The sequence below is a fragment of the Levilactobacillus zymae DSM 19395 genome (assembly GCF_001434115.1).
GTDB classification, from domain to species: Bacteria; Bacillota; Bacilli; order Lactobacillales; family Lactobacillaceae; genus Levilactobacillus; species Levilactobacillus zymae.
This window is the reverse complement of record NZ_AZDW01000019.1, coordinates 1-22656: the sequence shown is the minus strand read 5'-3', so window position 1 is coordinate 22656 and position 22656 is coordinate 1. Positions and strand designations below refer to the sequence as shown.

Genomic DNA, 22656 nt, shown 5'->3' with positions numbered 1-22656 from the left:
TCGAGAATTTCCTTCCTGTTTTCTTATAGAATTCGAGTTATGTCCCAAACTCTTTTCGTTTCCGAATATCTGGTGCCGAAACGTGCGCCAAAAGGCAGCTGGTTCCGCTTAACCCCGTAAGCCAAACAATCCAGGTTCAGGATTGTCCGTCTTACGAACCTTCGTTCATGCTCACCAGCTAACCGCCCTCTGTCCCACTCTCCTCAATCTACTGAATCGTAAATCCGGTTAATCCCGTTACCAAGTCGTCCGGTTGCCCACCAGGACCTCCGGATGGTGGTTGCTGAGCAAATAAGCGTGCCCGTGCTGGTCAAAGTCCAGCCCCTCGAACTCACGCCGCGACGCAAAGCGGGTCCACCGCACCTGACGGCTGGTCAGGTGCCCCCGGCCGGCTAACTTCTGGACGGGTAAGCTAACGATCGACCCGTCAGAGACTAAGTATAGCCGGTTATTGCGCGGGTTATACCCCATGCTTTGAATCCGGGTGCCGGGGCCACGGGTCAAGATTTGGCGCGTCAACCGAAATTTCACCCGATGATCCGTGATCCGCCCCTGATAAATGTAGGCCAGATGCTTGGATGGACAACTCCAAAAGTAGGCCCGGCCACTGCGGTCAAAGGTCAGGACGTGGCCCCCGGGAACCGCGTAACCGCGCTGCTTAAGCCGTACCCGAATCTGATGGGCGGGCCGCAGCGTTTTCGCACTGATGCGGTTGATGTACCCGTACTGATTGATGGGGACGCGGGGGGCCTTTTCCCGGTCACACCACATGTAGAGGTGGTGATTCTTCGGGTTATAGGCCAACGATTGGCCGTGACCCGTGGTAAATAGCGGCCCCACCTTGATGGCACGGCGGATGGCTTTAGCCTGCTTATTATGCTTAGCCGCCTTGGTGTACACCTTCTGTAACTGGCGCGCCGTGGCGTGAAGCGCCGCGAGTTTCTGCTCGTCTAACCGTACCAGTCGGCCCTTATTTTTCAATTTCGTGGGACAATACACCACGTACAGATAGCGCCCGGCCCGGGCCATCCCCTGCGGATTGCCCCAGGCCTGCCGGTGATAGCCAGGATAAGGCAATAAGTATTTGGTCTTAAACGTTACGGCGTGGCCCTTCGACGACCGAATCGTGTCTATCCCGTGCGGGTGCTTGGCGTGCGCATAATGCTTGGGCACGGTCACGTAATGGACCTGCCGATCGTTTAAACGCCGCGTGCGCCGCAGAGACGTCCCGTATAAGCCATTCGATTTTTGATGCACAATGCTCATCGCGTGGGCCGGGAGCGCCAAACCACTGAGCACGCCCACCGTGATGAACACGCCCCAAAGCTGTCGCCAGCGCATTCTTAACATCCCCTCATCACTTCTCAATTCTGCTACCTTGCTTGATGCCGATTGCCAACGTCCGGCCCCCACCGGTCGCGTTGACAGGTTAACCTAAGTATACGCGTTACCCTATTTATCTATGTTTAGGGGCACTAACTTAGGGTATTTACCTTACATCACTAAAAAACGGGCAACCAGCGAACTGGTTCCCCGTTAACGTTTAGTCAGCTGACGTTAGATCACTTCACGCGTAAATGGGTCCTTCGAAATTCCCTTGTCCAGAATGTCGACACACCATTCTTTGGCGGAGAAGAGGCTGTGGTCCCGGTAGTTCCCACAACTGTACTTGTCGGTACCTTGGACGTCCTTCCATTCCGTGTTGTAGGCGATCCGGTGCAGGGCGGCCTTCAAGGCTTTGGCCACTTCTTCGGTGGATTGTTCACCCCAGGTAATCAAGTGGAAGCCGGTCCGGCAACCGAATGGGGAGCAGTCGATCACACCGTCCATCTCGTCCCGTAAGTAACCGGCCAGTAAATGTTCGATCGTATGTAATCCGGCGGTTGGGATTGCGTTTTCGTTTGGTTGAACTAACCGTAAATCGAAGTTCGAAATCACGTCACCCTTTTTGCCCGTTTCCCGCGTAATCAAACGCACGTAAGGTGCCTTAACGGCCGTGTGGTCCAACGTAAAACTTTCAACTTTTGCCATTATTCTGCCAACTCCCTTTGCTAATTTTAAGTTAATCGTACCCTTTTACTTTACACCAAAACGACCAAAACCACGAATCTTTTTGGTTTTCTTAAGAGCCCTAAGAAAGGGAAAAGTTTGACCTAATTGTGGTAAAGCTTTAGTCCCCCATCCACCACTTTGTTTATACTTAGGGACGAAAACATCGGAGGGGGTCTTCACATGAATGACGAAACGCCGTTACCACCACGGCAACCACACTTTAGCCACCGGGGCTGGTGGAAGTGGACACTTTTAGGACTTTTTATCCTGTTAATTGGTGGTGGGATTTACGGCTGGCGGGCCTACCACGCCGCCCAAAATACCTTTACCCAAACGTACCGGGCCCTGCCCAGCAAGCCCAGCGACACCACCATTACCAGCGGGAAGCCGTTTGCCGTTCTCTTGCTCGGGACCGATACCGGTGCCCTGGGGCGTCACGACGTCGGTCGCACCGACACCATGATCGTGGCGACCATCAATCCGAAACAACAGACGGCTAAGCTGACCAGCATTCCGCGCGACACGTTGGTCAACATCTGGGGCAGTAAGCAAGACGACGAAAAGATCAACGCCGCCTACCCGCTATACGGACCGGCAACCACCATCAAAACCGTGGAACACCTAGTCAACATTCCGATTCACTACTACGTCTTACTGAACATGGGTGGTTTGGAAAAAATGATCAACGCGGTCGGGGGCGTCACCGTCACCCCACCCCTGACGTTCCACTACGAACAGGCCAACGTGGTCAAGGGCCACAAGATTCACTTAAACGGCGCCCAGGCCCTGGCCTATTCTCGGATGCGTGACGACGATCCCCTGGGGGACTACGGTCGGCAGGCCCGGCAACGGCAGGTCATCAAGGCGTTGGTCTTAAAGGAAGCCGGCCTATCGTCGCTACCGCGCTACCAATCCGTCTTGAATTCCCTACAAAGCAACATGCAAACCAACCTGTCGTTTAAGGACCTCATCTGGTTACGGACCAAGTACGGCCACACCAGCCGCCACATCAAGTCCCAGACACTCCAGGGACAACCCGCGACCATCAACGGCATCGACTACCAGATTGCCTCTCAGAGTACCATCAATAAGGTTTCCGACGACTTACGCAAGTCACTGAGTCTCGCACCCATGACCACCTTTCAAACGGACGCGCTAGACCCCAGCGGTTTCTAAGCTCAATCAGACCAAAACTAGGTTTTCCCAGTCAACGCCGGGAAAACCTAGTTTTACTCTTTATTTTGCTGATGGGCCTGCCGCGTCTGCCAGATGTGCCACCCGATGATCAGGATACTCAAGTCGCCCAGGATGGTCCCCAGCGCGATGATCAAATTTCCCGTGGCCGTCACCATCAGGCTCGAGGTCGGGGCAATCCGGGCCATCAACGCCAGTAAGGTGGTAATCCAGACGTCGGCGGTCAGGGCCGGCAACCACGATTCCGGTTGACGCCGTTGGACGACCACGATCAGCGCCGTTAAGGCCACGGCAAAGACTAGTAGAAAGACGCTGCCGCCCTTGCGCGTGAGGTAAAATAAGCCGGCCGCCGGTACCCAGCGGGCCGCCACACTAAGCACGGCCAGTAGCACCACGATAATCAGGCCCCAGCTGACCAACCGGCCGCGCGGGCTAAACTTAGGCGCTAACCAGATGCCCAAGCCCAAGGCGACCACCAATAAGCCGTATTGAACGGCCATCAGTGAGGCCTGGAGCGGGACGGCTGGTAAAATCGCGGTGGGTAAAATAATCCCGATGGTGAACAGGATAAACGGGAACCACAGGTCACTGGTCAACCACCACGGGCGGGGCCAGAGTGTGGCCGTTAGGGTCCGTACCGCTTCTGCCGGCGTGCCGCCAAAGAACTGGCTGGCGTCCTCTTGGCGCTCTTGCGCGACTAACAAGCCCGTCAAAAGATCGTGTAGCTGCGCGTCACTGGTGTGGTGCGGTTGTTGCGCTAAAAGGACCACCAACTGGTCCCAATACTCCCGGTTCGTCGGGGTCAATTGGTCCCGTAAGGCCGCGTTTTGTGTTGTCATGGTTGGGCGATTTGCCACGTATGCCACTCCCTTTTCGAAATAACTACTAGTCCCATCATAGGGAAAAAGCCACTAAATTGCCACTAATGTTACGTCCAAACGCGTGCCCCAAATAGTGGATAGCTGGTGAACCCAATTAATGACATAACAAAGGGACTGGGATTTTCGTCCCAGTCCCTACTACACGCTAATTTGATTACTAGTGATTCTTCACCACTAATTCCAACGCCGCTTCTAATTGCGCTTGTTGGTCGGTGTCCAACTGATCATCCGCGATGCACTGCTTGACGTTTTCCGCCACCACAACGCCCATGATCCGTTCAACACTTGACCGGACGGCGGACAACTGGGTCAGGATGTCTTGACAATCCCGGCCCTCATCGACCATCTTCAAGATGCCCTGTAACTGGCCATCCGTCCGCCGTAACCGGTTCTTTAACCGGGTCGCTGTCGTCTGGACCATTAGGCCTGCACCTCATCTAATTTTTCATCTAAATACTTCTTCAACGCGGCCTTAGGATGGTAGCCCACGACCTTTTCCGTCGGGTAACCGTTCTTGAACACGACTAGGGATGGGATACTCATCACGCCCATCTTCTGAGCCAAGGCTTGGTTCTGGTCAACGTCTAAGGACGCAAACTTCACTTGATCCCCGTATTCTTGATCCAGGTCTTCCAAAACGGGTGTCTGCATCTTACATGGTCCACACCACGATGCCCAGAAGTCCACCACGGTCACCGCCGTGTCGTCGCCGATGTGTTCAAAGTCTTCACTGGTAATTGCTTGCATTTGATTGGTCCTCCTAGTTGATTGAATAATTTTATTATACCCCTAGGGGTATCCTTTGACCAGCTTTTCGTTCTGCGGGCAAAAAAAGTAGCGGGCCATGGCCCGCTACTAATAACGTGTTGAATTTACTTTTGATCGGCTGGTGCCGCGTGGTGGGCGGCCGCCGTTAAGTTCGGATGATTATTGTTCCGTTGGGTTTCCTTTTCAACAGCCATTTGGGCGACCAAGTTCAGGTAATTGAACGGATCGTCAAAGTTCGGCTGGAACAGCATGTCGACGAAGGACAGGTCATCGATCGTGTTGCGGTTTTGAATCGCAATCGAGATGGCGTTGGCCGATTGGGCCACTTCGTGCTTACTGAATAGTTGGGCCCCTAAGATGCGCCGGCTATCCCGGTCGTAGACCAAGTTGATGGTCAACTTGTCGGTCGACGGCATGTATTCCGGCCGCCAAGTGCCTTCAAACGTGACCATGTCCGCGTTAAAGTCGTTCTTCTTGGCATGTTCCAAGGTCAACCCGGTCGAAGCCAACGTGTAGCCGAAGAGGTTCATGGCTGACGTGGCCTGGGTCCCCATGTACTGTTGAATGTTCCCGAAGACGTTGATCCCGGCTAACATCCCCTGCCGCACCGCGTTCGTGGCTAACGGCGTGTACGCTGGTTTGCCCGTTGGGTTGAAGTTGACGACACTGGCATCCCCGCAAGCGAAGATGTCCGGATTCGACGTTTGAACGTAGTCGTTGATAATGATGGCGCCGTGCCGGTCCATGTCGACTTGGCCCCGTAACAATTCGGTGTTGGGCACAAAGCCCGTGCAGACGATGGCCAGGTCGGCCGTGTAGTCGCCCTGCGTACTTTCGATGACCAATTCGCCCTTGTCGTTACTGGTAAAGGACGTGACCCGCGAGTTCAAATGAACTTCAACGCCATTATCTTCTAACAAGTTAATGACTTTGTCGGAAAACCCTTTATCCACATAATGATTTAGGACAATATCGCGGGACTGGAGCAAAATCACGTCATGGTCGGTCCGTGCATAACTTTCGGCTAATTCGGTCCCAATGTACCCGGCCCCAATCACGGCAATCCGCTTGTTATCCTTAGCGGTTTCGTAAATGGCCTTGGCTTGGTCGTAGTTCTTGCAGAGCAGAACCTTATCCTCGTCAATCCCAAAGATAGGTGGCACCGTCACCGTGGACCCCGTGGCCATAATCAACTTGTCGTAAGTGTCGTTGACCATGTCCCCCGTGTCCATGTTGACCGCTTCGAGCGTCTTCGCCGCCGCATCGATCTTCAAGACGTTAAACCGCGTCTTGATGGTCGCCCCTAACGACGTCAATTGTTCTGGCGAAGAATAGAACATGTCTTCCAAATGCTTCACTTGGCCGTCCAAATACAATGAAATCCCACAAGATAAGAACGAAACGTTGGTGTGCCGTTCATAGATGGTTACTTCAGTTTCGGGATGATCCCGTAAAATTTGTAACGCCGCATTCGTTCCGGCGTGTGTACTACCCACAATGATGACTTTCATGTTTACCCTCCTACATGAAAAAAACGATTCTACCAGCAGTCTACTAGAAAGTTAGCAAAAGATAAACGACTTGGCTTGCAAAACCCGGTGTTTTACCCCCAAAACCTCACACATTATCAAAAGTGACGGGTATATGTGCAAGATGCACCTAAAATAGTTGGTTAATTTAGCGTGAAAACTTGGTTTAATCGCATTTAGACCTGAAGGTTTCCCCGAGAACGTAGTCAATACCGTAATTCTTGCTTACCCAACGCGATTTAACCTACTAGCGATTAGCGACACCCATTATCCTTAAGCATAACAGCTTTTCTCATCAACGAACTAGCCACTTTAAGCCGGTCGTTACAATTCGCTTGCAAACGCCCGATGAACTGACTATGATACTTACAGTTAGTTCGTGATACGTTCTGACCTTAAGCACTGTGATAGACAACGGGAATCACTGTCTATAGATGCACTCCCCCCAAAACAAGTGATTTATATGATCAGATTCCTAAATTAAAAGCCTCGAACAATCCGCATGTTGTTCGAGGCTTTTTGCTGTTTAATTCGTCATTTTTGGCCGTTGGACAGACCGGTGCGTCGCATGAAACAGGAAATCGAAGACCAGTTCCTGGACGTGGGGATTATCGTGCAACCGGCTGTGCTCCGCCGTGGCGCCCCGAAACCCGACTTCCCGAAAACTCGCCGGAATCGACCCCAGCAAGTACCGCAACGACCGGGCCGAGGCCGTGGAAATGTAGCGGTCCGAATGGGTCCCGTCGTTGATGTCCCCGTAGATGTTCAACACGTCCGCGGCGGCCGGGAAATGTTGGCGGTCCCGGTAAAGGTCCGCGTAACTAGGAAACCAGAAATTCTTGGGGTAGACGATTTTGGGGCGCCCGCTCGCCGCCAACGAATTGGTGTTGTGGCTTTCATTCATCCCAATCACCCCGTTAAACGGACCGGCGATGGTCACCAACTTTTGCAGTTGGGGCAACCAGTCGTCCTGACCATAGGCCTCGGCGTAGGCCACCAAGGCCACACTTCCCGCGGAGTGCCCCACGGCATTATACGCTTGGACCCCGTGTTGACCCCGCAAGTAGATCATCACTTCATGCAACCAGCGCACCTGAAAGGATAACCGAGCTTGATTATTACCGAACGTGATTTGGATCAACGGGTGCGCCACCGAGTTGTCCCAATGGCCGCTCACCTTGAGTTTACCAGCGTGCGTAATATGAATAGTTAACGGTTGATGATAGCCAAATTTCACGGCCGCCGTCAACATTTCCTTCATGGTCTTCGAGCTGCCTCGCAGACCGTGAACGAATAAAGTTGGTACCTGTGGGGTAATGGTCGGCTGCTGCCGTTGCCACCGGGCCAACTTCCGGTGGGTCCGCAACCGACCAATCGCGCTGGTCGCGCCCGAAATCACTGCTAGTTCTACTAAACTCAAATCCATTAACCCGTTATCCTCCTGAAGCAATCCAACTGCCAATATTGGGCGATGATTACTCGCTTACTTTCAGGGGGCTGCGCTATCACGCAGCCCCACATCTGATTATCTCATAGCTCTATTATACGGCCAAATTGTGGTTTGTCAGGTCTTTTTTCACATTGTGCAAGTGCCTAGCAGAAACTGGAAACGCTATCCTCACAGTCGTTTACCGTGAACATAAGGGATTAATTTAGCATATTTCGTTTAGGGTTTCAACTTGTTAGGGTCACAAGCAACACTAACCTTATTATTAGGATATTTATCGAACCAATCAATTGCGCCCAAACACGGGTAAGGGTTACACTACAGTCAAGTTAATAGCCGTGACGCTGTTAACTGAAGTTGCACCAAATTCTTATTATTCTTACGAGCGGAACTTAGCACTCCCCCAAAGTCTTAAACTCTGCTCGTACCCCCCTCAAGCCACGATAGCGCATCCGCCATCGTGGTTTTCTTATGGGCTCAACGCGACTAAAACAGTTAGCCAGGACGGCCATGTTCGGGACTGACTTGTCCAGTCATCCCCGAGTGAGTAGTCGGTCGGTGGGCTAATTTTTACCCTAGTCGAGTACCTGCACCCCGATTCCAATCAGTCCCGGGCCGGTGTGGACCCCCAGGGCTGGTGAGACGTCCCCGGCATACCACTGCAAGACCTGCGGGTAGGCCGCCTTGAGGCGTTGGAGCATCTCCTCGCGCAAAGTGGGATTGACCCCGTCGACCACGGCGATGTTGACCTTCGTGGCCGTGCCGATGGCTTGGGCGACGAGGTCCATTAACTTTTTCAGCGTCTTTTTCTCCCCGCGAACCTTGGCAATGGGGTAGTAGACGCCCTGGTCATCACAGGAGATGATCGGTTTGACGTTGAGCAAGGTCCCCGCCATGCCGGCGACCCGACCAATACGCCCCCCGGCCTGCAGGTACTTTAAGCTGGGCACGTAGAAGAAGACCTTGGTCTGGGCGGTCACCCGTTCGACCTCGGCCACGATTTGGTCAAAAGTCAGGCCCTGATCGCGCAACTGGGCGGCGTAGATGGCCGCAAAGCCACTACCGATTCCCACACTACGGGTATTGATCACGTGGACCGTCAGCGGGGAGTCCTCCGCCAACAGCTTCATTTCTTGGTAGGTTCCGGACAGCTTGGCCGAGATGCTGACGGCAATCACGTGGGTGTAGCCCGATGCTTGGATCTGGTCCAACGCCTCGATGATGCGCTTTCCCGTGGGACTGGCCGTGCTGGCCGGTTCGAGCGCCTGGCGCCGGTAAAATTCGGCGGGCGTGATGGTGATGCGGTCCTCGTAGACCCGGTCGCGAAAAATCACGTTCATCGGGGCCAATGCCATATCGGCGGCGTGGAGCACGTCACTGGGGACGTCGGAACACGAATCGACTAGAATTGCAATTTTCTCTGCTGCCATAATGATGCCTCGTTTCTTATTTTTTCAGTCAGTTGACGGACGCGTCACGCGCCCGCTTGATTAAAACGATTATAACGCATTCATCTAGTTTTGAAAACTAGCTTATTTTGCTTTATAAGCGATGTCTTCTAATTATCGACTAAACAATGAGGCCCCCAAAGTTTTTTTGTTCTACTTTAGCGCGATTTTTGGGCCCCGTATTTTTTTGAAAAAAAGTTGTGGGGCACGCGGAACCGTTACCATCTCGACAACTTATAATCTTTTTATGGTAAAAATCTTTTTAGGTAGCCCTAAATCAATGACACTGATAGTTGACATCCCGCCTAATTAGCTTATACTTACGGTTGAATTGATAGCGGGATTGGTCATTAGTTTAGTCGGCGAGCCGGCGGAACGCAACTGATTAATCAGTCCCGTTGCCACGTAGAAAAGCAGCAGTCTACGGACTACCTGAATTTCTAAAACTGAATAGAAAAGAGGGGTTTTTCAATGAAAAATCGCGAAACCGATGCGAAAACCAAGCATCACATGCTCGAGTCAACGGGGTCCGGCCAAAAGAGTCTCGACGAAGTTAACGGGAGTGTGGATGTGCCGCAAAACGCCGGCTTCTGGCGAACCTTAATTGCCTACACTGGTCCGGGCGCCCTGATTGCCGTCGGGTATATGGACCCAGGGAACTGGATTACGTCAATCGGTGGTGGGGCCAACTACAAGTATACCCTGCTGACCGTCGTTCTGATGTCGAGTCTGATTGCCATGCTCCTTCAAGCCATGTCGGCTAGACTCGGGATTGTAACGGGGAAAGATTTGGCGCAACTGACCCGTGAACATACGGGTAAATTTACCGGCATCATCTTATGGATTATTACCGAAGCCGCCATCGTGGCGACGGATATTGCCGAAATCATCGGGTCCGGGATTGCCTTAGAGTTACTCTTCGGCTTCCCCCTGATCGTCGGGATCCTGATTACCGCCGCCGATGTTTTGCTCTTATTAGTCTTAATGAAATTGGGCTTCCGCAAGATCGAAGCCATCGTGGCCACGCTGGTCGCCGTGATTCTCTTCGTTTTCCTATATGAAGTGATTCTCTCGCAACCCAACATGGGTCAAGTCCTCAAGGGGTACTTGCCATCGACACACGTGGTCACCAACAACGGAATGCTCTACCTATCCTTAGGGATTGTTGGGGCGACGGTGATGCCCCATGACCTTTACCTGGGGTCATCGATCTCACAGACCCGGAACTTCGACCGCAAGGACCGCAAGAGTGTGGCACAAGCCATTCGGTTCACCACGATTGATTCCAACATTCAACTGACGCTGGCCTTCGTGGTCAACAGTTTACTGTTGATCTTAGGGGCAGCCCTCTTCTACGGCACGAACAGTGACCTGGGTCGTTTCGTGGACTTGTACAACGCGTTGAGCAACAACCAAATCGTGGGGGCCATCGCCAGTCCGATTCTGAGTATGCTGTTCGCCTTAGCCCTGTTAGCGTCCGGGCAGAGTTCCACGATTACCGGGACCCTAGCCGGCCAGATCATCATGGAAGGCTTCATCAACCTGAAGATGCCATTATGGGCCCAACGGTTGCTGACGCGGTTAATTTCCGTGACGCCCGTGGTGGCCTTTGCCCTGTATTATCACGGCAACGAAGCCAAAATCGAAAATCTGTTGACACTGTCTCAGGTCTTCTTGAGTATCGCGTTACCGTTCGCCATGATTCCGCTGGTGCTGTTCACCAGTAACCGCAAGTTGATGGGCGAATTTGCGAATCGTAGTTGGGTCAAGTACCTCTCCTGGTTCGTCACTGTGGTGCTGATTATCTTAAACGTTTATCTGATTTTAAATACGGTGGGTCTAGTCAAATAAGACCCGACAGAAAAAGCATTTCACTCGCTGGGGTGAAATGCTTTTTCTTTTGCAGTAATTAGAGTTTCATCTGGAAGATTCAGCGCTTCCGGGCCAGTCAGAAATGGGCGGAAACGGGTTGTAGGTGGGCACGGCTTCAAGCCCACAGTTCAGGTCTTGAAGACCGACCTGTGTCTGAGGTTCGAGCTGGCAAGAAACGCCAGCCAACACAAACTTCACTCCTGAGCCCATTTCTGACTGGCCCTCCAGCTTATGCGAGTTATAACAATCAAACCGGATTCTTTCAACCAAAAAGCAATGAATGATCATTTTAATACCTAAGTGTTAAGGCAGATTCTAGTTAATCTAACAACTCATTAGTAAAAAATCTCCCACCGAACTCACAATCCAGCCAGTCTACTCACGCCTGTTCCAGGTAAGTTTTCGTGGCCGGTTGGTAGGTCAACGTGACGACCCGGTCGGCTAAGGCCACCCGAATGGTCGCGTAGGCCGCCGCATAGCCGTGATGGGTCAGCGTCACGGTTACCTGGTCGTGGTCGACAACGATGTGGTAACCGTTCCACTCGCCAGCCTGGTACTTGAAGTCCGTCCCGTTATCCTGGTAATGGTCGTAGGTGCCGTGGTCGCCGAACAGTCGGAACGTCATCGTGGTGTCTGGTTGGTCGCTGATGTGGCTGACCGCGGGCCCCCACGGCAACAACGTATTCTTTTGAACGAACAGCGGTAATTTGGCCAACGGCGCATCGGCGACGATATCCTGGTGACCGGCGTACTCCCGGTTGTTCCAGAAGTCGACCCACTCGCCACGCGGCAGGTAAACCAACCGTTTCGTTTGCCCCTGCTGAACCACCGGCGCGACCAGCACGGTCTCCCCGACCATGTATTCGTCGTTGATCTCCCGGTTACGCGGGTCCTGGTCGTCGTTTAGAACCAGCGGCCGCATCGGTGGCAAGCCAGTCTGGGTCTCCTGGGCGAACAAGTCGTAGAGGTACGGGACGAACCGGTAGCGTAGTTTCAGGTACTTGCGGTAAATACTTAGCGTGGGTTCGCCGAAGACCCACGGCTCCTGATGGCGGGTCCCCATCGCCGCGTGGTTGCGGAACAGCGGACTGAACAGGCCGGCTTCGATCCACCGCGTCAGGAGTTCCGGCGTGGTATCGGCCCCGAAGCCGCCAATGTCCGTCCCCACGAAACTAAAACCACTCAAGCCCAGCGTGCAGAGTTGGGGAATCAGCAGTTGGACGTGCGGCCAGATACTCTGGTTATCCCCGGTCCACACGGTCGAATATTTCTGGGTCCCCGCGTAGGCCGCCCGGGTAATCACGAAGGGCCGTTTGCCTTGCTGGGCCTTCAAGCCAGTGTAAGTGGCCCGGGCCATGTTGTGACCGTAAACGTTATGCATCTTCTGGTGCGTAGCCGGCCGGTCTTGGTCGGAGAAGACCACGTTGTCGGGAATCGGCCCCTTAAACGAGGCCGGTTCGTTCATGTCGTTCCAGATGCCGGCGACCCCCAAGTCGGTCAAAAACTTGACGTTATGGGCCCACCAGTTGCGAACGGCCGGGCGCCCGAAGTCCGGAAAGGCCGCGTTCCCTGGCCAAACCTGATTGATGTAGAGTTTGCCATCCGGGGACTTCACAAAGTAGCCGTTTTTCACCCCAGTCTCGTACACGGCATAGTTCGGGTCCTGTTTGACTCCCGGATCGATGATGGGAATCACCCGAATCCCCCGCCGTTTAAGCTGCGCGATGAATTGACCGGGGCCAGACGGGTACTTCTGCTGGTCCCAGGTGAAGACCCGATACCCGCGCATGTAGTCGACGTCGAAATGAATCGCGTCGCAGGGTAGGTCGTTTTTTTCTAGCTCGTCGGCGATTTCCTGAACCTCGTGTTGACTGGCACTGTAGCCCCAGCGCGATTGCTGGTAGCCCAGCGTCCACTTCTGGGGCAGCGGCGTCCGACCGGTCAGGTAGGTGTAGTTGGTCACGATGGCCTTGAGGCTGGCACCCCCTAAAATGTAGTAATCCAGGTTGCCCGCGACCGCCGAATAGAAGTAGTAGTGGGCACTTTCCTTGCCTAGGTCGAAATGACTGCGGTAAGGGTTGTCGAAGAACAGGCCGTACGGGTGGCCGTTCTTCAGCCCTAACAGGACCGGAATCGACTTGTACAGCTTGGTGAAGGTCTCCAGGTGCGCGTCCGGAATATCGCTGTTCCAGTTGTCGTACTCGTAACCCCGTTTGTTCAAATAACCGGGCTTATCGCCCAGGCCGTAAAGCTGTTCGTCAGGCGCTAGGGCCTCAATCACCTGGTAGCCCCGATTGTCTTCGACGGTGGCCCCACTGATGCTGTGGCCCTCGGCTTCGACCAGTCGCTGGTGGACCTTATCGACACCCTTATCGAGTAATTGTCGATTGCCGCGATACGCGGTGATCAACGGGTGCCCCGCGGCGTCATCGACGTCTACGTGCTCCGCCGCATCCAGGTGCACGGTCAACTCGGCGGTCGTGAGATCGTAGTGGTCGCCCTGATTGGTGACCGTAAAGGCGGTCGGCTGTTGCTTGTCGCCCTCGATTGCGTAGGAAGCGCCGGGTTCGCCCCGGTCGCTAAATACATGAATGATACTAGCGGTCAGGACCGTGAGTTGTAAGTTGGTGGCAAAATCAAAGGTCACGGTCTGACCGGATTGCGTGTAAGTTGGTAAATTCGTCATGTTGCTGGACTCCTTGAACACAGTGTTAAGTTGGTTGTCCTTAGCCCCATCTTAGCAGTTTGTGCAAACGCTTGCAATAATGCCAAGACAAATAAAAGCATCGTCCGTAAAGACGATGCTTTGGCCTGATTCGCAATTTTAAAAGTAGGTTCTAAGCGCGTTGAGCGCCGTCGACCGTAAATTCGGCCCCGTTGGCAAACTTGGATTCGTCGCTTCCCAAGTAGACACAGACTTCCCCAATATCCTTGGGTTCGCCCATGTGGCCCACCGGAATCGTCTTGATCAACTGTTCCTTGGCGGCCGCCGGAACGATGGCGGTGTCGATCCAACCTGGGTGTACGGAGTTGACCCGGATGTCGATGCCCCGGTGCGCTAAGTTCAGCGCCGTGGCGTGGGTCAGCATCCGTGTTCCCCCCTTGCTAGCGGAGTACGCGGGAGCGGTTGGCAACCCGACCAGCCCGGCAACGGAAGACACGTTAATAATGGACCCCTTCGCGTCGTTGGTCTTCTGCATGGCCTTGATCCCGTACTTTTCACCCAAGAAGTTGGCGGTCAAGTTAACGTCGATGGTCTTTTGCCAGTCGGCTAATGACAGGTCTTCAATGATTGGACTCATCCCACCGATACCGGCGTTGTTGACCAGAATATCGAGTTTGCCAAATTTCGCCAGCGTGGCATCGATGACCTTTTGCCAATCCGCTTCCTTGGCCACATCCTGTTGGACGAACAGACTAACGTCGTCACCAAACTTGGCCACGGCGGCCTTCCCACCATCCACGTTATGGTTAGCAGTCAACACCACTTTGGCGCCTTCGCGGACGTAACATTCCGCGATACCTAAGCCGATACCTGCCACGCCACCCGTAATGATGGCCACTTTTCCGTTTAACCGATCTGTCATGTTTAAACTCACCCTTTCTGAAAGTGCTTACGTCTCAGATTAGCATATTCCGGATTAAATTTAAAATAATTGGCACCGCTTACAAGAAATGGGGACACCAAAAAGCCGGGGCAACCGAAAATCCCCGGCCTGTGAAACAGCTTAGTTTAGATGGAACGGTAAGACTAATCCGCCAAACTCGTTGTCGTTCGGCTTGTCGCGCTTGACCACCAGTTCCTGGTTCACGAAGCTGGAAATCCCTTCGCGGCCTAATTCCCGGCCGTAACCGGACTTCTTGACCCCGCCGAATTCCAATTCGGGTAGGGAACTGAAGAAGGTGTTGACGTAGACCTGCCCGGTTTCAATGCGGGAAGCCAGTTGCGCGCCGTAATCGCCGGTGCCGGCAAAGACGATGCCGCCCAACCCGTAGTTGGTATCGTTGGCCAGTGCCACGGCTTCGTCGTCATCCTTGACCTTGTAAACCTGAGCGACCGGGCCAAACATTTCCTTACCGTAAGCCGGGTTGTCCTTGGTGATGTCCGTCAGGATGGTTGGCAAGAAGAACTGCCCGTCACTGTCCACCGGATCATGCACGAAGGCTAAGGTCGCGCCACCGGCCACCGCGGCGTCCACTTGGGCCTGGAGTTTTTCCTTGGCCTTCTTGGAGTTCATCGGTGCTAACGACGTGGTCGGGTCCATCGGGTCACCCAACTTGACCGCGGCAAAGGCCCGTTTCAAGGAAGCCAGGAATTCGTCGTAATGGTTTTCGGTAACGATGAACCGCTTGGACGAGGTGCAGACCTGCCCGGCGTTGTACAACCGGGCCCGCGGGGCAATGCTGTTGACCATCGCCATGTCGGCGTCGTGAGCCACGATAAAGGCGTCGGTCCCGCCGAGTTCCATGGTGGTCTTCTTCAGGTACTTGCCGGCCACCTCGGCCACGGCGGTCCCGCCCCGTTCGGAGCCGGTCAGCGCCACGCCCTGAACCCGGTCGTCGGCAACCACTTGGGAGACCTGGTCATAGGACAAGAAGAGGTTGGTCAACGACCCGGCAGGCGCCCCGGCCCGGCGCACGGCGTCCTCGAAAGCTAACGCTGAGCCCGGCGTAATGGCCGCGTGCTTCAGGACGATGGGGTCCCCAATCGCGAAATTTGGCGCAAAGATCCGCATGATTTGATAATACGGGAAGTTCCACGGCTCCACGGCCATCAGCACACCCAGGGGATGGTTTTCCAGTTGTGCGTCCCCGGCAATCGAGGCAATCTGGCGGGGTTGTAAGAATTCTTCGGCGTGGTCGGCGTAGTACTCCGCAATCTCGGCACACAGGATGACTTCTCCCTGGGCTTCCACGAAGAGTTTACCCATTTCGGTGGTCAGGACCTTAGCCAGACTGTCGGTCTCGTCACGAAAAATCTGCGCCAGCTTATGTAACACGGGTGTGCGCGTCGAGACGGGATCGTTCCGCCACTGCTTATACAGGGCTTGCGCTTGGGCTAAGGCCGCTTCGACCTCGGCGGGAGTGGCTTCGGGGTAAGTCTTTACAACTTCATTGGTATATGGATTCGTCGTTTGATAAGCCATTTGTGGGTCCTCCTCATTCGAACACTGAGCATTTTCACAATCTGTTTTTCTATCTACGAGCACTATACACCCAGCCTTCAGAAAGCGCTATCATTTATACTTGTGATTTTAATTTCAAATAAATTGTTAGCCTTCACTAACTTTATTATCATTTTTTCCCCTCTACAATTGCAAGATATAATTTATCAACAGTTCATCAGTGTTTTCCCCACCATTGCACAGCCCGCAGGCGACCAGTTTCATCCCAACTGCACCAAAAAAGCAAGCCCCCACGGACTTGCTTCTAAATGGTTTAACTTAATTTCCAACGGTCGAGAATCCCGTTGAACAGCCGGTTGGCCGTGGTGATCTGATCCAAGACCGTCCGCGGACTAGCCTTGAAGCCGTCGTTGGCCCACTTGTTAATGATGCCAATGGCCCCGGCAGCGATGAATTCCGCCGACGTATCAATCACGTCTTCTTTTAAATAGCGGTATTCGGGCATTGCGTGCAGCAAGATGGACAACCGTGCCGCCACAAATTCGTTCGTCGATTGCCGCCACACCCCATCGTCATAGGGGTAAGCGTTTAAAAACAACTTCGAGTGATCCGCAATCCGTTCAAACAGTTGAATCGTCTCCGGTCGCCAATTCTCCAAGGTAATGGTTAACGGTTTCTCACGGCGCGGTGCCTCAACGATGAACCGTTGATAGACAAACGCGAGGAGCTCATATTTGTCCGCAAAGTAGTAATAGAACGTCTTTCGGTGGACTTCCGCTTCATCCGCAATCTCGCGGACCGTAATCTTGTCAAACGTATTGTGGCTTAACAACGAAGCCAAGGCCTCCGCAATTCGTTCCTTAGTTTCTGATGCAGCCATCGTGATACCTCCAATCATCCGTACTCTGGTTTTTTACGGTTAGAATGGTCTAACCATCCCCGATAGCTCGGCTATCTAACCAATTGCGGTGGGTGTTGGCCATCCGACCGCCAAAGTTTTGTGTTCACAGATTAGTTAGCTGCTAACTCGTTATGTATATAAATGACATGACTTACTCATTGAATAGGCCTAATTATAGCATAACTACTGTTCTATTGTACGACACTTTTGTGTACAACGAATAGCTAAACCGGAATTATTCCCAAAAAGTTAACGGGGTCGTTCTGCCGCCAAGAATCGTCCAGACGTCATTTGTCCTTAACGTTCTGGTCGTTCTTGGTCACCGCGGTCAAACCCTTTAACCATTATCATTATTTACTTATCAGGTGGTCAGTCAACTTAACCAGACTTTGTAACTGTTCCGAAGAAGTGCGGTACCTCGAAACGGAACCTTTTCCCCATTTTAGCATGCAAAAAGCGGGTAGGCTACCCAGCCTACCCGCTTTTTCCGTTTATTTTGTAATTTTTAGTGATACAGATCGAAACGTCCCTTGGCGAACACTGTGCTGAGGTGGGCACTTTCGAAGAGGGAGCGGTCCGTGATGATCTTCTTCAGGGCAGATGCAGGGTAACCCTTCACCTTCCGATTACTACTCCCAATCTCGCCGATACCGTCCCGATCGCTCAGGGATGCCACGGTACCACTGGACTTGTAGACAAACTTCTGGGTCCCGCTACCGCGTAATTGCAACGCGATATTCTTCGCGGCTTGACCCCCGGCGGCTAACGCGATTTGCGCCGTGGTCGGGTACGGCCGGTCGCTGCTAGGATCCATGACCGCCGACACGTCCCCCACGATGTATACTTCGGGATGGTCTTTCAATGACAAGTCCGGTTCCACCACGACCCGGTTACGGCGTTGGTCGAAACCGGAATCGGCGATGACCTGCGAGCCACTGACCCCAACGGTCCACACAATGGTGTTGGCCGCTAATTCGTGTTCCTGGTCATCTTCATCGGTGTACACTACCGCTCCCGGCTTGATCTCGCCGATTGATGACCCCAGCTTCATGTCGACGTCGTGCTTGGCCATGAAGCGCATCGCGTAGTCCCCTAACGACTTGTCGAACATCGGTAAAATGCTCTTGGAGCGTTCCAGGCACACCAGTTTGATGGCCGGCGTGTTGTAGCGCGTTTGCAGCTTCGGCAGGGATTGCGTTAATTCGCCCAACAATTCGATCCCGGTAAAGCCGGCCCCACAGACCGCCACGACCAGGTCGTTGGGGTCTTGGCTTTCGCCGTAACCCTTGACCTTGTTTTGGATGTGTTGGTAAACGGCTTCGGCGGTAGCTAAGTCATCCATTGGTAAGGCGTTTTCCGCCGCGCCTTTCAGGCCGAAAGTTTCGGACTGGAACCCTAACGCCACGATCAAATAATCGTACGTGATGGGGTCGTGGTCCGCCAGCGTTACCTGCTTTTGGTCCACGTCGATATTCGTGACCGTGTCGCGCACGAAGTCGATTCGGTTGCCGATCACGTCGTTGATTTCGTACGTAATTTTGTCTGAGGCAATGGTCCCCGCTGCGACCTCATGGAGGTTGGTCTTTTCGGTGTGCGTTCCCGACTTGTCCACTAAAATAATCTGGTTATCGTTAGGCACTTCGCGTTGCAAAAACTTCACGGCGCGCATCCCTGCGTAGCCGCCACCTAGAACTAAAATCGTTGCCATATTAAACGACTCCTTTGTCATTAAGTTCTCCTCAAGACGGTTGGTTCGTGATACGTCACAAAACTAAACCGGTTACATTTTAGATTCAATCGCTACCGTCCCCCCATTGGAACGACGACCTCACCATCTCGGGATATTTAAGTCCATTATACGGCTTATCACGTGAAAAACCATTCAAAACGGCTCCATTCGGGCAAAAATGTTGTGCGCAATCCATTTTAGTCGGTTGGGGTCAAAAAACGAAGTCACTTTAGCTGACAAATGCGTCAGCAACCGATAAGGTAGGCATTAGTTAAGTTACCTAAGTTATAGGAGGCCTTTTAATCATGACAACTTTAGTAATCGGGGCACACGGACACGTGGGACAACAAATCGTCCAGCAACTGGTGACCGCGGGTGAGACCGTCTACGGTGGGATTCGCAACGCCGAACAGGCCGCTACGATCCAACAACTTGGTGGTCAGGCGCGCACAGTGGACCTCATGGGCACCGCCGAAGCCCTAGTGCCGGCCATGCAGGGTGTCGACACGGTGGTCTTTTCCGCCGGTTCCGGTGGTAGTACCGGTGACGACATGACCTTAAACATCGACCTGGACGGCGCCGTTAAGGCCATGCAGGCGACCGAGCTGGCCCACATCAATCGCTTCATCATCGTTAGTGCGCTGGGGACCGGCGACCGGGCCTTCTGGGCTAAGTCCAGCATCCGGCCCTACTACGTGGCGAAGTTCTACGCCGACGAATGGCTCCAGCACCGCACCAACCTGGATTACACCATCGTGCGGCCGGGCCTGCTGACCAACGGTGCCGCTACCGGCAAGATCACCACCAACCCTGGTGACGACGGTACCCGGCAAATCACCAGAGCGGACGTGGCGGCGACCGTCGCGGCCATCGTCAAGCATCCCCTGCCGAAGCAAATCGTCACCATCGTTAACGGTGACACACCGGTCGACGACGCGATCGAAAAACTTTAGTTATTCCCTCCTGAATCATTAGTTACCAAAATAGTCTGAGAACCCCAAATCGCGTTAGCGCTAAGGGAACTCGGGCTATTTTTATGGCTAATTTTAAGTGGGGACGTTGTTAGTAATGCAACACATAATGCTTTACCGTCTGCCCACCATAAGCTTTGCTTCCCGGTTGACATCACGTTCAATCTGGGGTAAGGTACCAGAGTACTCATATAGGTACTATGGTACCTTAAAGAAAGTGAGCTGTTAAATATGAACGCGATAGAAACAAAAGATCTGACTAAACAATATGGTGGGTTGACGGCTTTAAATCAGGTTAATCTACAAGTTCCAGCTGGTAGTATCTATGGCTTTATTGGACTGAACGGTGCCGGAAAAACGACGACGATGCGCATTTTACTCAACATGATCAAAGCAACTAGCGGTTCAGTTCGTCTGCTGGGCGAGGATGTTCAGCACGTTAAAACTGATTTTTGGAATAAGATTGGCTATCTAATAGAAACCCCTCAGTCTTATTCGCAGCTAACCACCTATGAAAATCTAGACCTTTATGCGCGGCTGCGTGAGATTCCCAGTGGCGTTCGCGCGGATAGAATTGAACAGTACATGGCCGAATTGGGACTCACGGCCTATCGTAATCAGCGAGTTCGTGAGTTGTCACTGGGAAATCGACAAAAAATAGGATTGATTAAGGCGTTAATTCACGAACCGGAATTACTGCTCCTCGATGAACCAACTAACGGTTTGGATCCTCAGGGATTAAACCAAGTTCGACTCCTTTTGCAGAAGTTGGCTAAAAAAGGGACCACCGTCTTTCTCTCGAGCCACATCTTAGCAGAAATGGAACAGATGTTAACCCATGTCGGCTTTCTGAATCACGGTCGTTTGATTCGCCAAACTGACTATCAAGGCTTCTTGGGCCAGCGTCAGCAACCCCTGATTGCCACTTTTGTGAATGCAGACGAGACATTGCGGGCCCAACGCGTTTTAAGCGCAAGCGCTATTCGGAGTACCTGCGCAGATACGACGCTAACCATTCAAGCCCCTACTAAGTCCCCCAAAATTATTCAGGCCTTGGTGACGCAAAACGTTGTCCCGATTAGTTGGCAAAAGAAACAGGTTAGTCTGGAAGATCAATTCTTAGCAATGTTAGATTCGGAGGATTCCAATGCGCATAATTAAACAAACGGCCATCGTTATTTCCATAGAGATGCATAAGATTTTTAGAGCCGGCTTCATCCCAATTTCGGCCGCGGCTTTTCTGTTTTTACTGCTCGTCAAGCACGGTCAAAATTGGGCGGACTTCACTAATAGTGGTTTGATGTTCATTGTCGCGCTAATTGGGTTAGTTGGGTTTGGCGCCCTCAGCTCGTGGGTGTTTGCCCAAGAATTCACCGCCCAAACCTTTAAAGACTTGTTGGCCTTACCCATTTCACGTAAAACGATCATTGCGGGAAAAATGCTGGCGATTGAGCTGTCGGAACTGGCAATTACCGTGCTAGAGGTTCTTTTACTGTTGGGAACGGGATGGCTCTGGTTGCGGACACCCATTCCGGCTGGACAGTGGCAGCTGATTACCCTGGTGGTGCCCAGAACCTTTGTTTATAACGTTCTACTCTCGCTCGTTTGGCCGTTCATTGCCTCGTTAACCCGTTCTGTCTTAATTCCAACGGCCCTTTCGTTTGCAACCATGATTGTTGCGGTCATGTTTGCGGGACAAACAGTGGGGCAATATATCCCGTGGGTAATTCCAAGTTATAATTTGGCTAACCCCGGCTTCTCAAGTTCAATCGGCTATCTTCTAATTGTGTTAATTGGCCTGATAGGTATTTACGGTACAATATACGTGTGGACGGTTAAGGATCAACAATAATTGGAGGAACTTTTATGGCAGACCGTAGATATGGTAAAGAATTAAATCATGCGATTCTTTCCGCTGCGTGGGAACTATTGGCAGAACAAGGCTATGCAGAGCTCACAATGTCGGCAGTCGCTGAGCAAGCACACACAAACAAAAACACGATTTATCGCCGTTGGGCCAATAAGCCCCTTTTGGTGGCAGCGGCATTAGAACATCAACACATTGCGGTGGATACCACGCTACCAAATACGGGCACACTACGTGAAGACTTAATGAGCCTGCTGTCACGGTTTATCCCCGTCATCTCCGCAATGCCAGCGACGACCTGGCAAGCGCTGATTAGTGATTTGCTGGCGACATCCGTGGCTAATTTGAATCTAAGTACGCTGCAGCTAGTCGTGAGCGACGAAAATTGGATTACCCAACAACTACCCGATATTCTAAAGCACGCACTTAACCGCGGCGAGATTCAACAAGCCGCCAATCCGACACAGAAATCTTTACCCGCGGTCATGCTGATTCGGCAACTTATCTTCACGGGGACGTTGACCCCAGCGCAAGTGACAGATATCGTGGACAACATTTTATTACCCGTCTATTGTCGACCGACACACTGATACCTTTGACGTTCAGACAACCTGCGATAATCCCTTACCCCAATTCGGCATTCACATCAAAAATTACGAGTGGCGTTTAAAACTTTCTTTTTCTAGTTCATCAAGCATCACGTGAAGGGGGCAATGGTCTAGCGAGCAAATTTACCGCTGAACGGATTGGCTAACGCCAAGCAGCGTTAAGCACTCTTAAATGGCATGATTCCGAAAGTATTTCGGTGTCATGCCATTTTTCTACGTCTTGTCAATGGAAATGTTGTTAAATCAACGATTCATGATAAGAA

Annotated in this window: 19 protein-coding genes; 6 read left to right on the top strand and 13 right to left on the bottom strand. The window is 52.6% G+C overall.

Features of this window, described 5'->3' with window-relative positions; all coding sequences use genetic code 11:
* Nucleotides 1-237: 237 nt before the first annotated feature.
* Complete coding sequence (locus FD38_RS04535) at nucleotides 238-1341, bottom strand: hypothetical protein (protein WP_057731697.1); 1104 nt, start codon at nucleotides 1339-1341, stop codon at nucleotides 238-240.
* A 216-nt stretch (nucleotides 1342-1557) separates the two neighbouring features.
* Nucleotides 1558-2031, bottom strand: a complete 474-nt coding sequence (locus FD38_RS04530; protein WP_057731694.1) for an S-ribosylhomocysteine lyase — start codon at nucleotides 2029-2031, stop codon at nucleotides 1558-1560.
* 201 nt (nucleotides 2032-2232) lie between these two features.
* Between FD38_RS04530 and FD38_RS04525 the strand changes: the two genes are divergently transcribed.
* Nucleotides 2233-3228 carry an LCP family protein gene (locus tag FD38_RS04525; RefSeq protein ID WP_057731692.1) on the top strand — a complete coding sequence of 332 codons (996 nt, stop codon included), beginning with the start codon at nucleotides 2233-2235 and terminating at the stop codon, nucleotides 3226-3228.
* A 53-nt stretch (nucleotides 3229-3281) separates the two neighbouring features.
* Here FD38_RS04525 and FD38_RS04520 read toward each other — a convergent pair whose 3' ends face one another.
* The 6 genes from FD38_RS04520 to FD38_RS04495 form a co-directional block, all read right to left on the bottom strand.
* Nucleotides 3282-4103: a DUF1129 domain-containing protein gene (locus tag FD38_RS04520; protein ID WP_225430819.1), complete on the bottom strand. Its 822-nt coding sequence runs from the start codon at nucleotides 4101-4103 to the stop codon at nucleotides 3282-3284.
* Between the two features lie 181 nt (nucleotides 4104-4284).
* Nucleotides 4285-4548, bottom strand: coding sequence for a metal-sensitive transcriptional regulator (locus FD38_RS04515; protein WP_057731690.1), 264 nt, complete (start codon nucleotides 4546-4548; stop codon nucleotides 4285-4287).
* Complete coding sequence (gene trxA, locus FD38_RS04510; protein ID WP_057731687.1) at nucleotides 4548-4874, bottom strand: thioredoxin; 327 nt, start codon at nucleotides 4872-4874, stop codon at nucleotides 4548-4550. Before trxA ends, FD38_RS04515 begins: the two co-directional genes overlap by 1 nt.
* 125 nt (nucleotides 4875-4999) lie before the next feature.
* Entirely contained in the window at nucleotides 5000-6406 is a 1407-nt protein-coding gene (locus FD38_RS04505; RefSeq protein ID WP_057731684.1) for an FAD-dependent oxidoreductase, read from the bottom strand.
* 544 nt (nucleotides 6407-6950) lie between these two features.
* Nucleotides 6951-7850, bottom strand: a complete 900-nt coding sequence (locus FD38_RS04500) for an alpha/beta hydrolase (RefSeq protein WP_057731682.1) — start codon at nucleotides 7848-7850, stop codon at nucleotides 6951-6953.
* A 596-nt stretch (nucleotides 7851-8446) separates the two neighbouring features.
* Nucleotides 8447-9301, bottom strand: coding sequence for a DegV family protein (locus FD38_RS04495; RefSeq protein WP_057731679.1), 855 nt, complete (start codon nucleotides 9299-9301; stop codon nucleotides 8447-8449).
* 528 nt (nucleotides 9302-9829) lie between these two features.
* Here FD38_RS04495 and FD38_RS04490 point away from each other — a divergent pair.
* A complete protein-coding gene (locus FD38_RS04490) occupies nucleotides 9830-11170 on the top strand; it encodes an Nramp family divalent metal transporter (protein WP_057731699.1) in 1341 nt (446 codons plus the stop codon).
* Nucleotides 11171-11570: 400 nt separating this feature from the next.
* On the opposite strand, the gene FD38_RS04485 is transcribed toward FD38_RS04490, so the two are convergent.
* The 5 genes from FD38_RS04485 to FD38_RS04465 all read right to left on the bottom strand — a co-directional run bounded on the left by FD38_RS04485 (nucleotide 11571) and on the right by FD38_RS04465 (nucleotide 18926).
* Nucleotides 11571-13877 carry a glycoside hydrolase family 31 protein gene (locus FD38_RS04485; RefSeq protein WP_057731675.1) on the bottom strand — a complete coding sequence of 769 codons (2307 nt, stop codon included), beginning with the start codon at nucleotides 13875-13877 and terminating at the stop codon, nucleotides 11571-11573.
* 151 nt (nucleotides 13878-14028) lie between these two features.
* Nucleotides 14029-14778 (bottom strand): glucose 1-dehydrogenase, encoded by a 750-nt coding sequence (locus tag FD38_RS04480; protein ID WP_057731662.1) that lies wholly within the window; start codon nucleotides 14776-14778, stop codon nucleotides 14029-14031.
* Nucleotides 14779-14919: 141 nt separating this feature from the next.
* Nucleotides 14920-16338: an NAD-dependent succinate-semialdehyde dehydrogenase gene (locus FD38_RS04475; RefSeq protein ID WP_057731659.1), complete on the bottom strand. Its 1419-nt coding sequence runs from the start codon at nucleotides 16336-16338 to the stop codon at nucleotides 14920-14922.
* A gap of 292 nt (nucleotides 16339-16630) precedes the next feature.
* Nucleotides 16631-17197, bottom strand: a complete 567-nt coding sequence (locus tag FD38_RS04470; RefSeq protein WP_057731656.1) for a TetR/AcrR family transcriptional regulator — start codon at nucleotides 17195-17197, stop codon at nucleotides 16631-16633.
* A gap of 526 nt (nucleotides 17198-17723) precedes the next feature.
* Nucleotides 17724-18926 (bottom strand): NAD(P)/FAD-dependent oxidoreductase, encoded by a 1203-nt coding sequence (locus tag FD38_RS04465; protein WP_057731653.1) that lies wholly within the window; start codon nucleotides 18924-18926, stop codon nucleotides 17724-17726.
* Nucleotides 18927-19252: 326 nt separating this feature from the next.
* Here FD38_RS04465 and FD38_RS04460 point away from each other — a divergent pair, with 326 nt between their 5' ends.
* The 4 genes from FD38_RS04460 (at nucleotide 19253) to FD38_RS04445 (ending at nucleotide 22375) form a co-directional block, all read left to right on the top strand.
* On the top strand, nucleotides 19253-19900 hold the full coding sequence (locus FD38_RS04460; RefSeq protein WP_057731650.1) for an SDR family oxidoreductase: 648 nt from the start codon (nucleotides 19253-19255) through the stop codon (nucleotides 19898-19900).
* A 249-nt stretch (nucleotides 19901-20149) separates the two neighbouring features.
* Nucleotides 20150-21079, top strand: a complete 930-nt coding sequence (locus FD38_RS04455) for an ABC transporter ATP-binding protein (RefSeq protein WP_057731648.1) — start codon at nucleotides 20150-20152, stop codon at nucleotides 21077-21079.
* Nucleotides 21066-21770 carry an ABC transporter permease gene (locus FD38_RS04450; protein ID WP_057731645.1) on the top strand — a complete coding sequence of 235 codons (705 nt, stop codon included), beginning with the start codon at nucleotides 21066-21068 and terminating at the stop codon, nucleotides 21768-21770. The genes FD38_RS04455 and FD38_RS04450 overlap by 14 nt, the downstream gene beginning before the upstream one ends.
* Before the next feature lie 14 nt (nucleotides 21771-21784).
* Nucleotides 21785-22375 (top strand): TetR/AcrR family transcriptional regulator, encoded by a 591-nt coding sequence (locus tag FD38_RS04445; protein ID WP_057731642.1) that lies wholly within the window; start codon nucleotides 21785-21787, stop codon nucleotides 22373-22375.
* Nucleotides 22376-22656 lie beyond the last annotated feature (281 nt).

Coding starts and splice junctions, on each gene's coding strand:
- FD38_RS04470 (WP_057731656.1), bottom strand. CDS start 17,197: ATGGCTGCATCAGAAACTAAGGAACGAATTGCGGAGGCCTTGGCTTCG.
- FD38_RS04475 (WP_057731659.1), bottom strand. CDS start 16,338: ATGGCTTATCAAACGACGAATCCATATACCAATGAAGTTGTAAAGACT.
- FD38_RS04490 (WP_057731699.1), top strand. CDS start 9,830: ATGCTCGAGTCAACGGGGTCCGGCCAAAAGAGTCTCGACGAAGTTAAC.
- FD38_RS04525 (WP_057731692.1), top strand. CDS start 2,233: ATGAATGACGAAACGCCGTTACCACCACGGCAACCACACTTTAGCCAC.
- FD38_RS04455 (WP_057731648.1), top strand. CDS start 20,150: ATGAACGCGATAGAAACAAAAGATCTGACTAAACAATATGGTGGGTTG.
- FD38_RS04450 (WP_057731645.1), top strand. CDS start 21,066: ATGCGCATAATTAAACAAACGGCCATCGTTATTTCCATAGAGATGCAT.
- FD38_RS04505 (WP_057731684.1), bottom strand. CDS start 6,406: ATGAAAGTCATCATTGTGGGTAGTACACACGCCGGAACGAATGCGGCG.
- FD38_RS04495 (WP_057731679.1), bottom strand. CDS start 9,301: ATGGCAGCAGAGAAAATTGCAATTCTAGTCGATTCGTGTTCCGACGTC.
- FD38_RS04480 (WP_057731662.1), bottom strand. CDS start 14,778: ATGACAGATCGGTTAAACGGAAAAGTGGCCATCATTACGGGTGGCGTG.
- FD38_RS04445 (WP_057731642.1), top strand. CDS start 21,785: ATGGCAGACCGTAGATATGGTAAAGAATTAAATCATGCGATTCTTTCC.
- FD38_RS04460 (WP_057731650.1), top strand. CDS start 19,253: ATGACAACTTTAGTAATCGGGGCACACGGACACGTGGGACAACAAATC.
- FD38_RS04530 (WP_057731694.1), bottom strand. CDS start 2,031: ATGGCAAAAGTTGAAAGTTTTACGTTGGACCACACGGCCGTTAAGGCA.
- FD38_RS04535 (WP_057731697.1), bottom strand. CDS start 1,341: ATGCGCTGGCGACAGCTTTGGGGCGTGTTCATCACGGTGGGCGTGCTC.
- FD38_RS04500 (WP_057731682.1), bottom strand. CDS start 7,850: ATGGATTTGAGTTTAGTAGAACTAGCAGTGATTTCGGGCGCGACCAGC.
- FD38_RS04485 (WP_057731675.1), bottom strand. CDS start 13,877: ATGACGAATTTACCAACTTACACGCAATCCGGTCAGACCGTGACCTTT.
- FD38_RS04515 (WP_057731690.1), bottom strand. CDS start 4,548: ATGGTCCAGACGACAGCGACCCGGTTAAAGAACCGGTTACGGCGGACG.
- trxA (WP_057731687.1), bottom strand. CDS start 4,874: ATGCAAGCAATTACCAGTGAAGACTTTGAACACATCGGCGACGACACG.
- FD38_RS04465 (WP_057731653.1), bottom strand. CDS start 18,926: ATGGCAACGATTTTAGTTCTAGGTGGCGGCTACGCAGGGATGCGCGCC.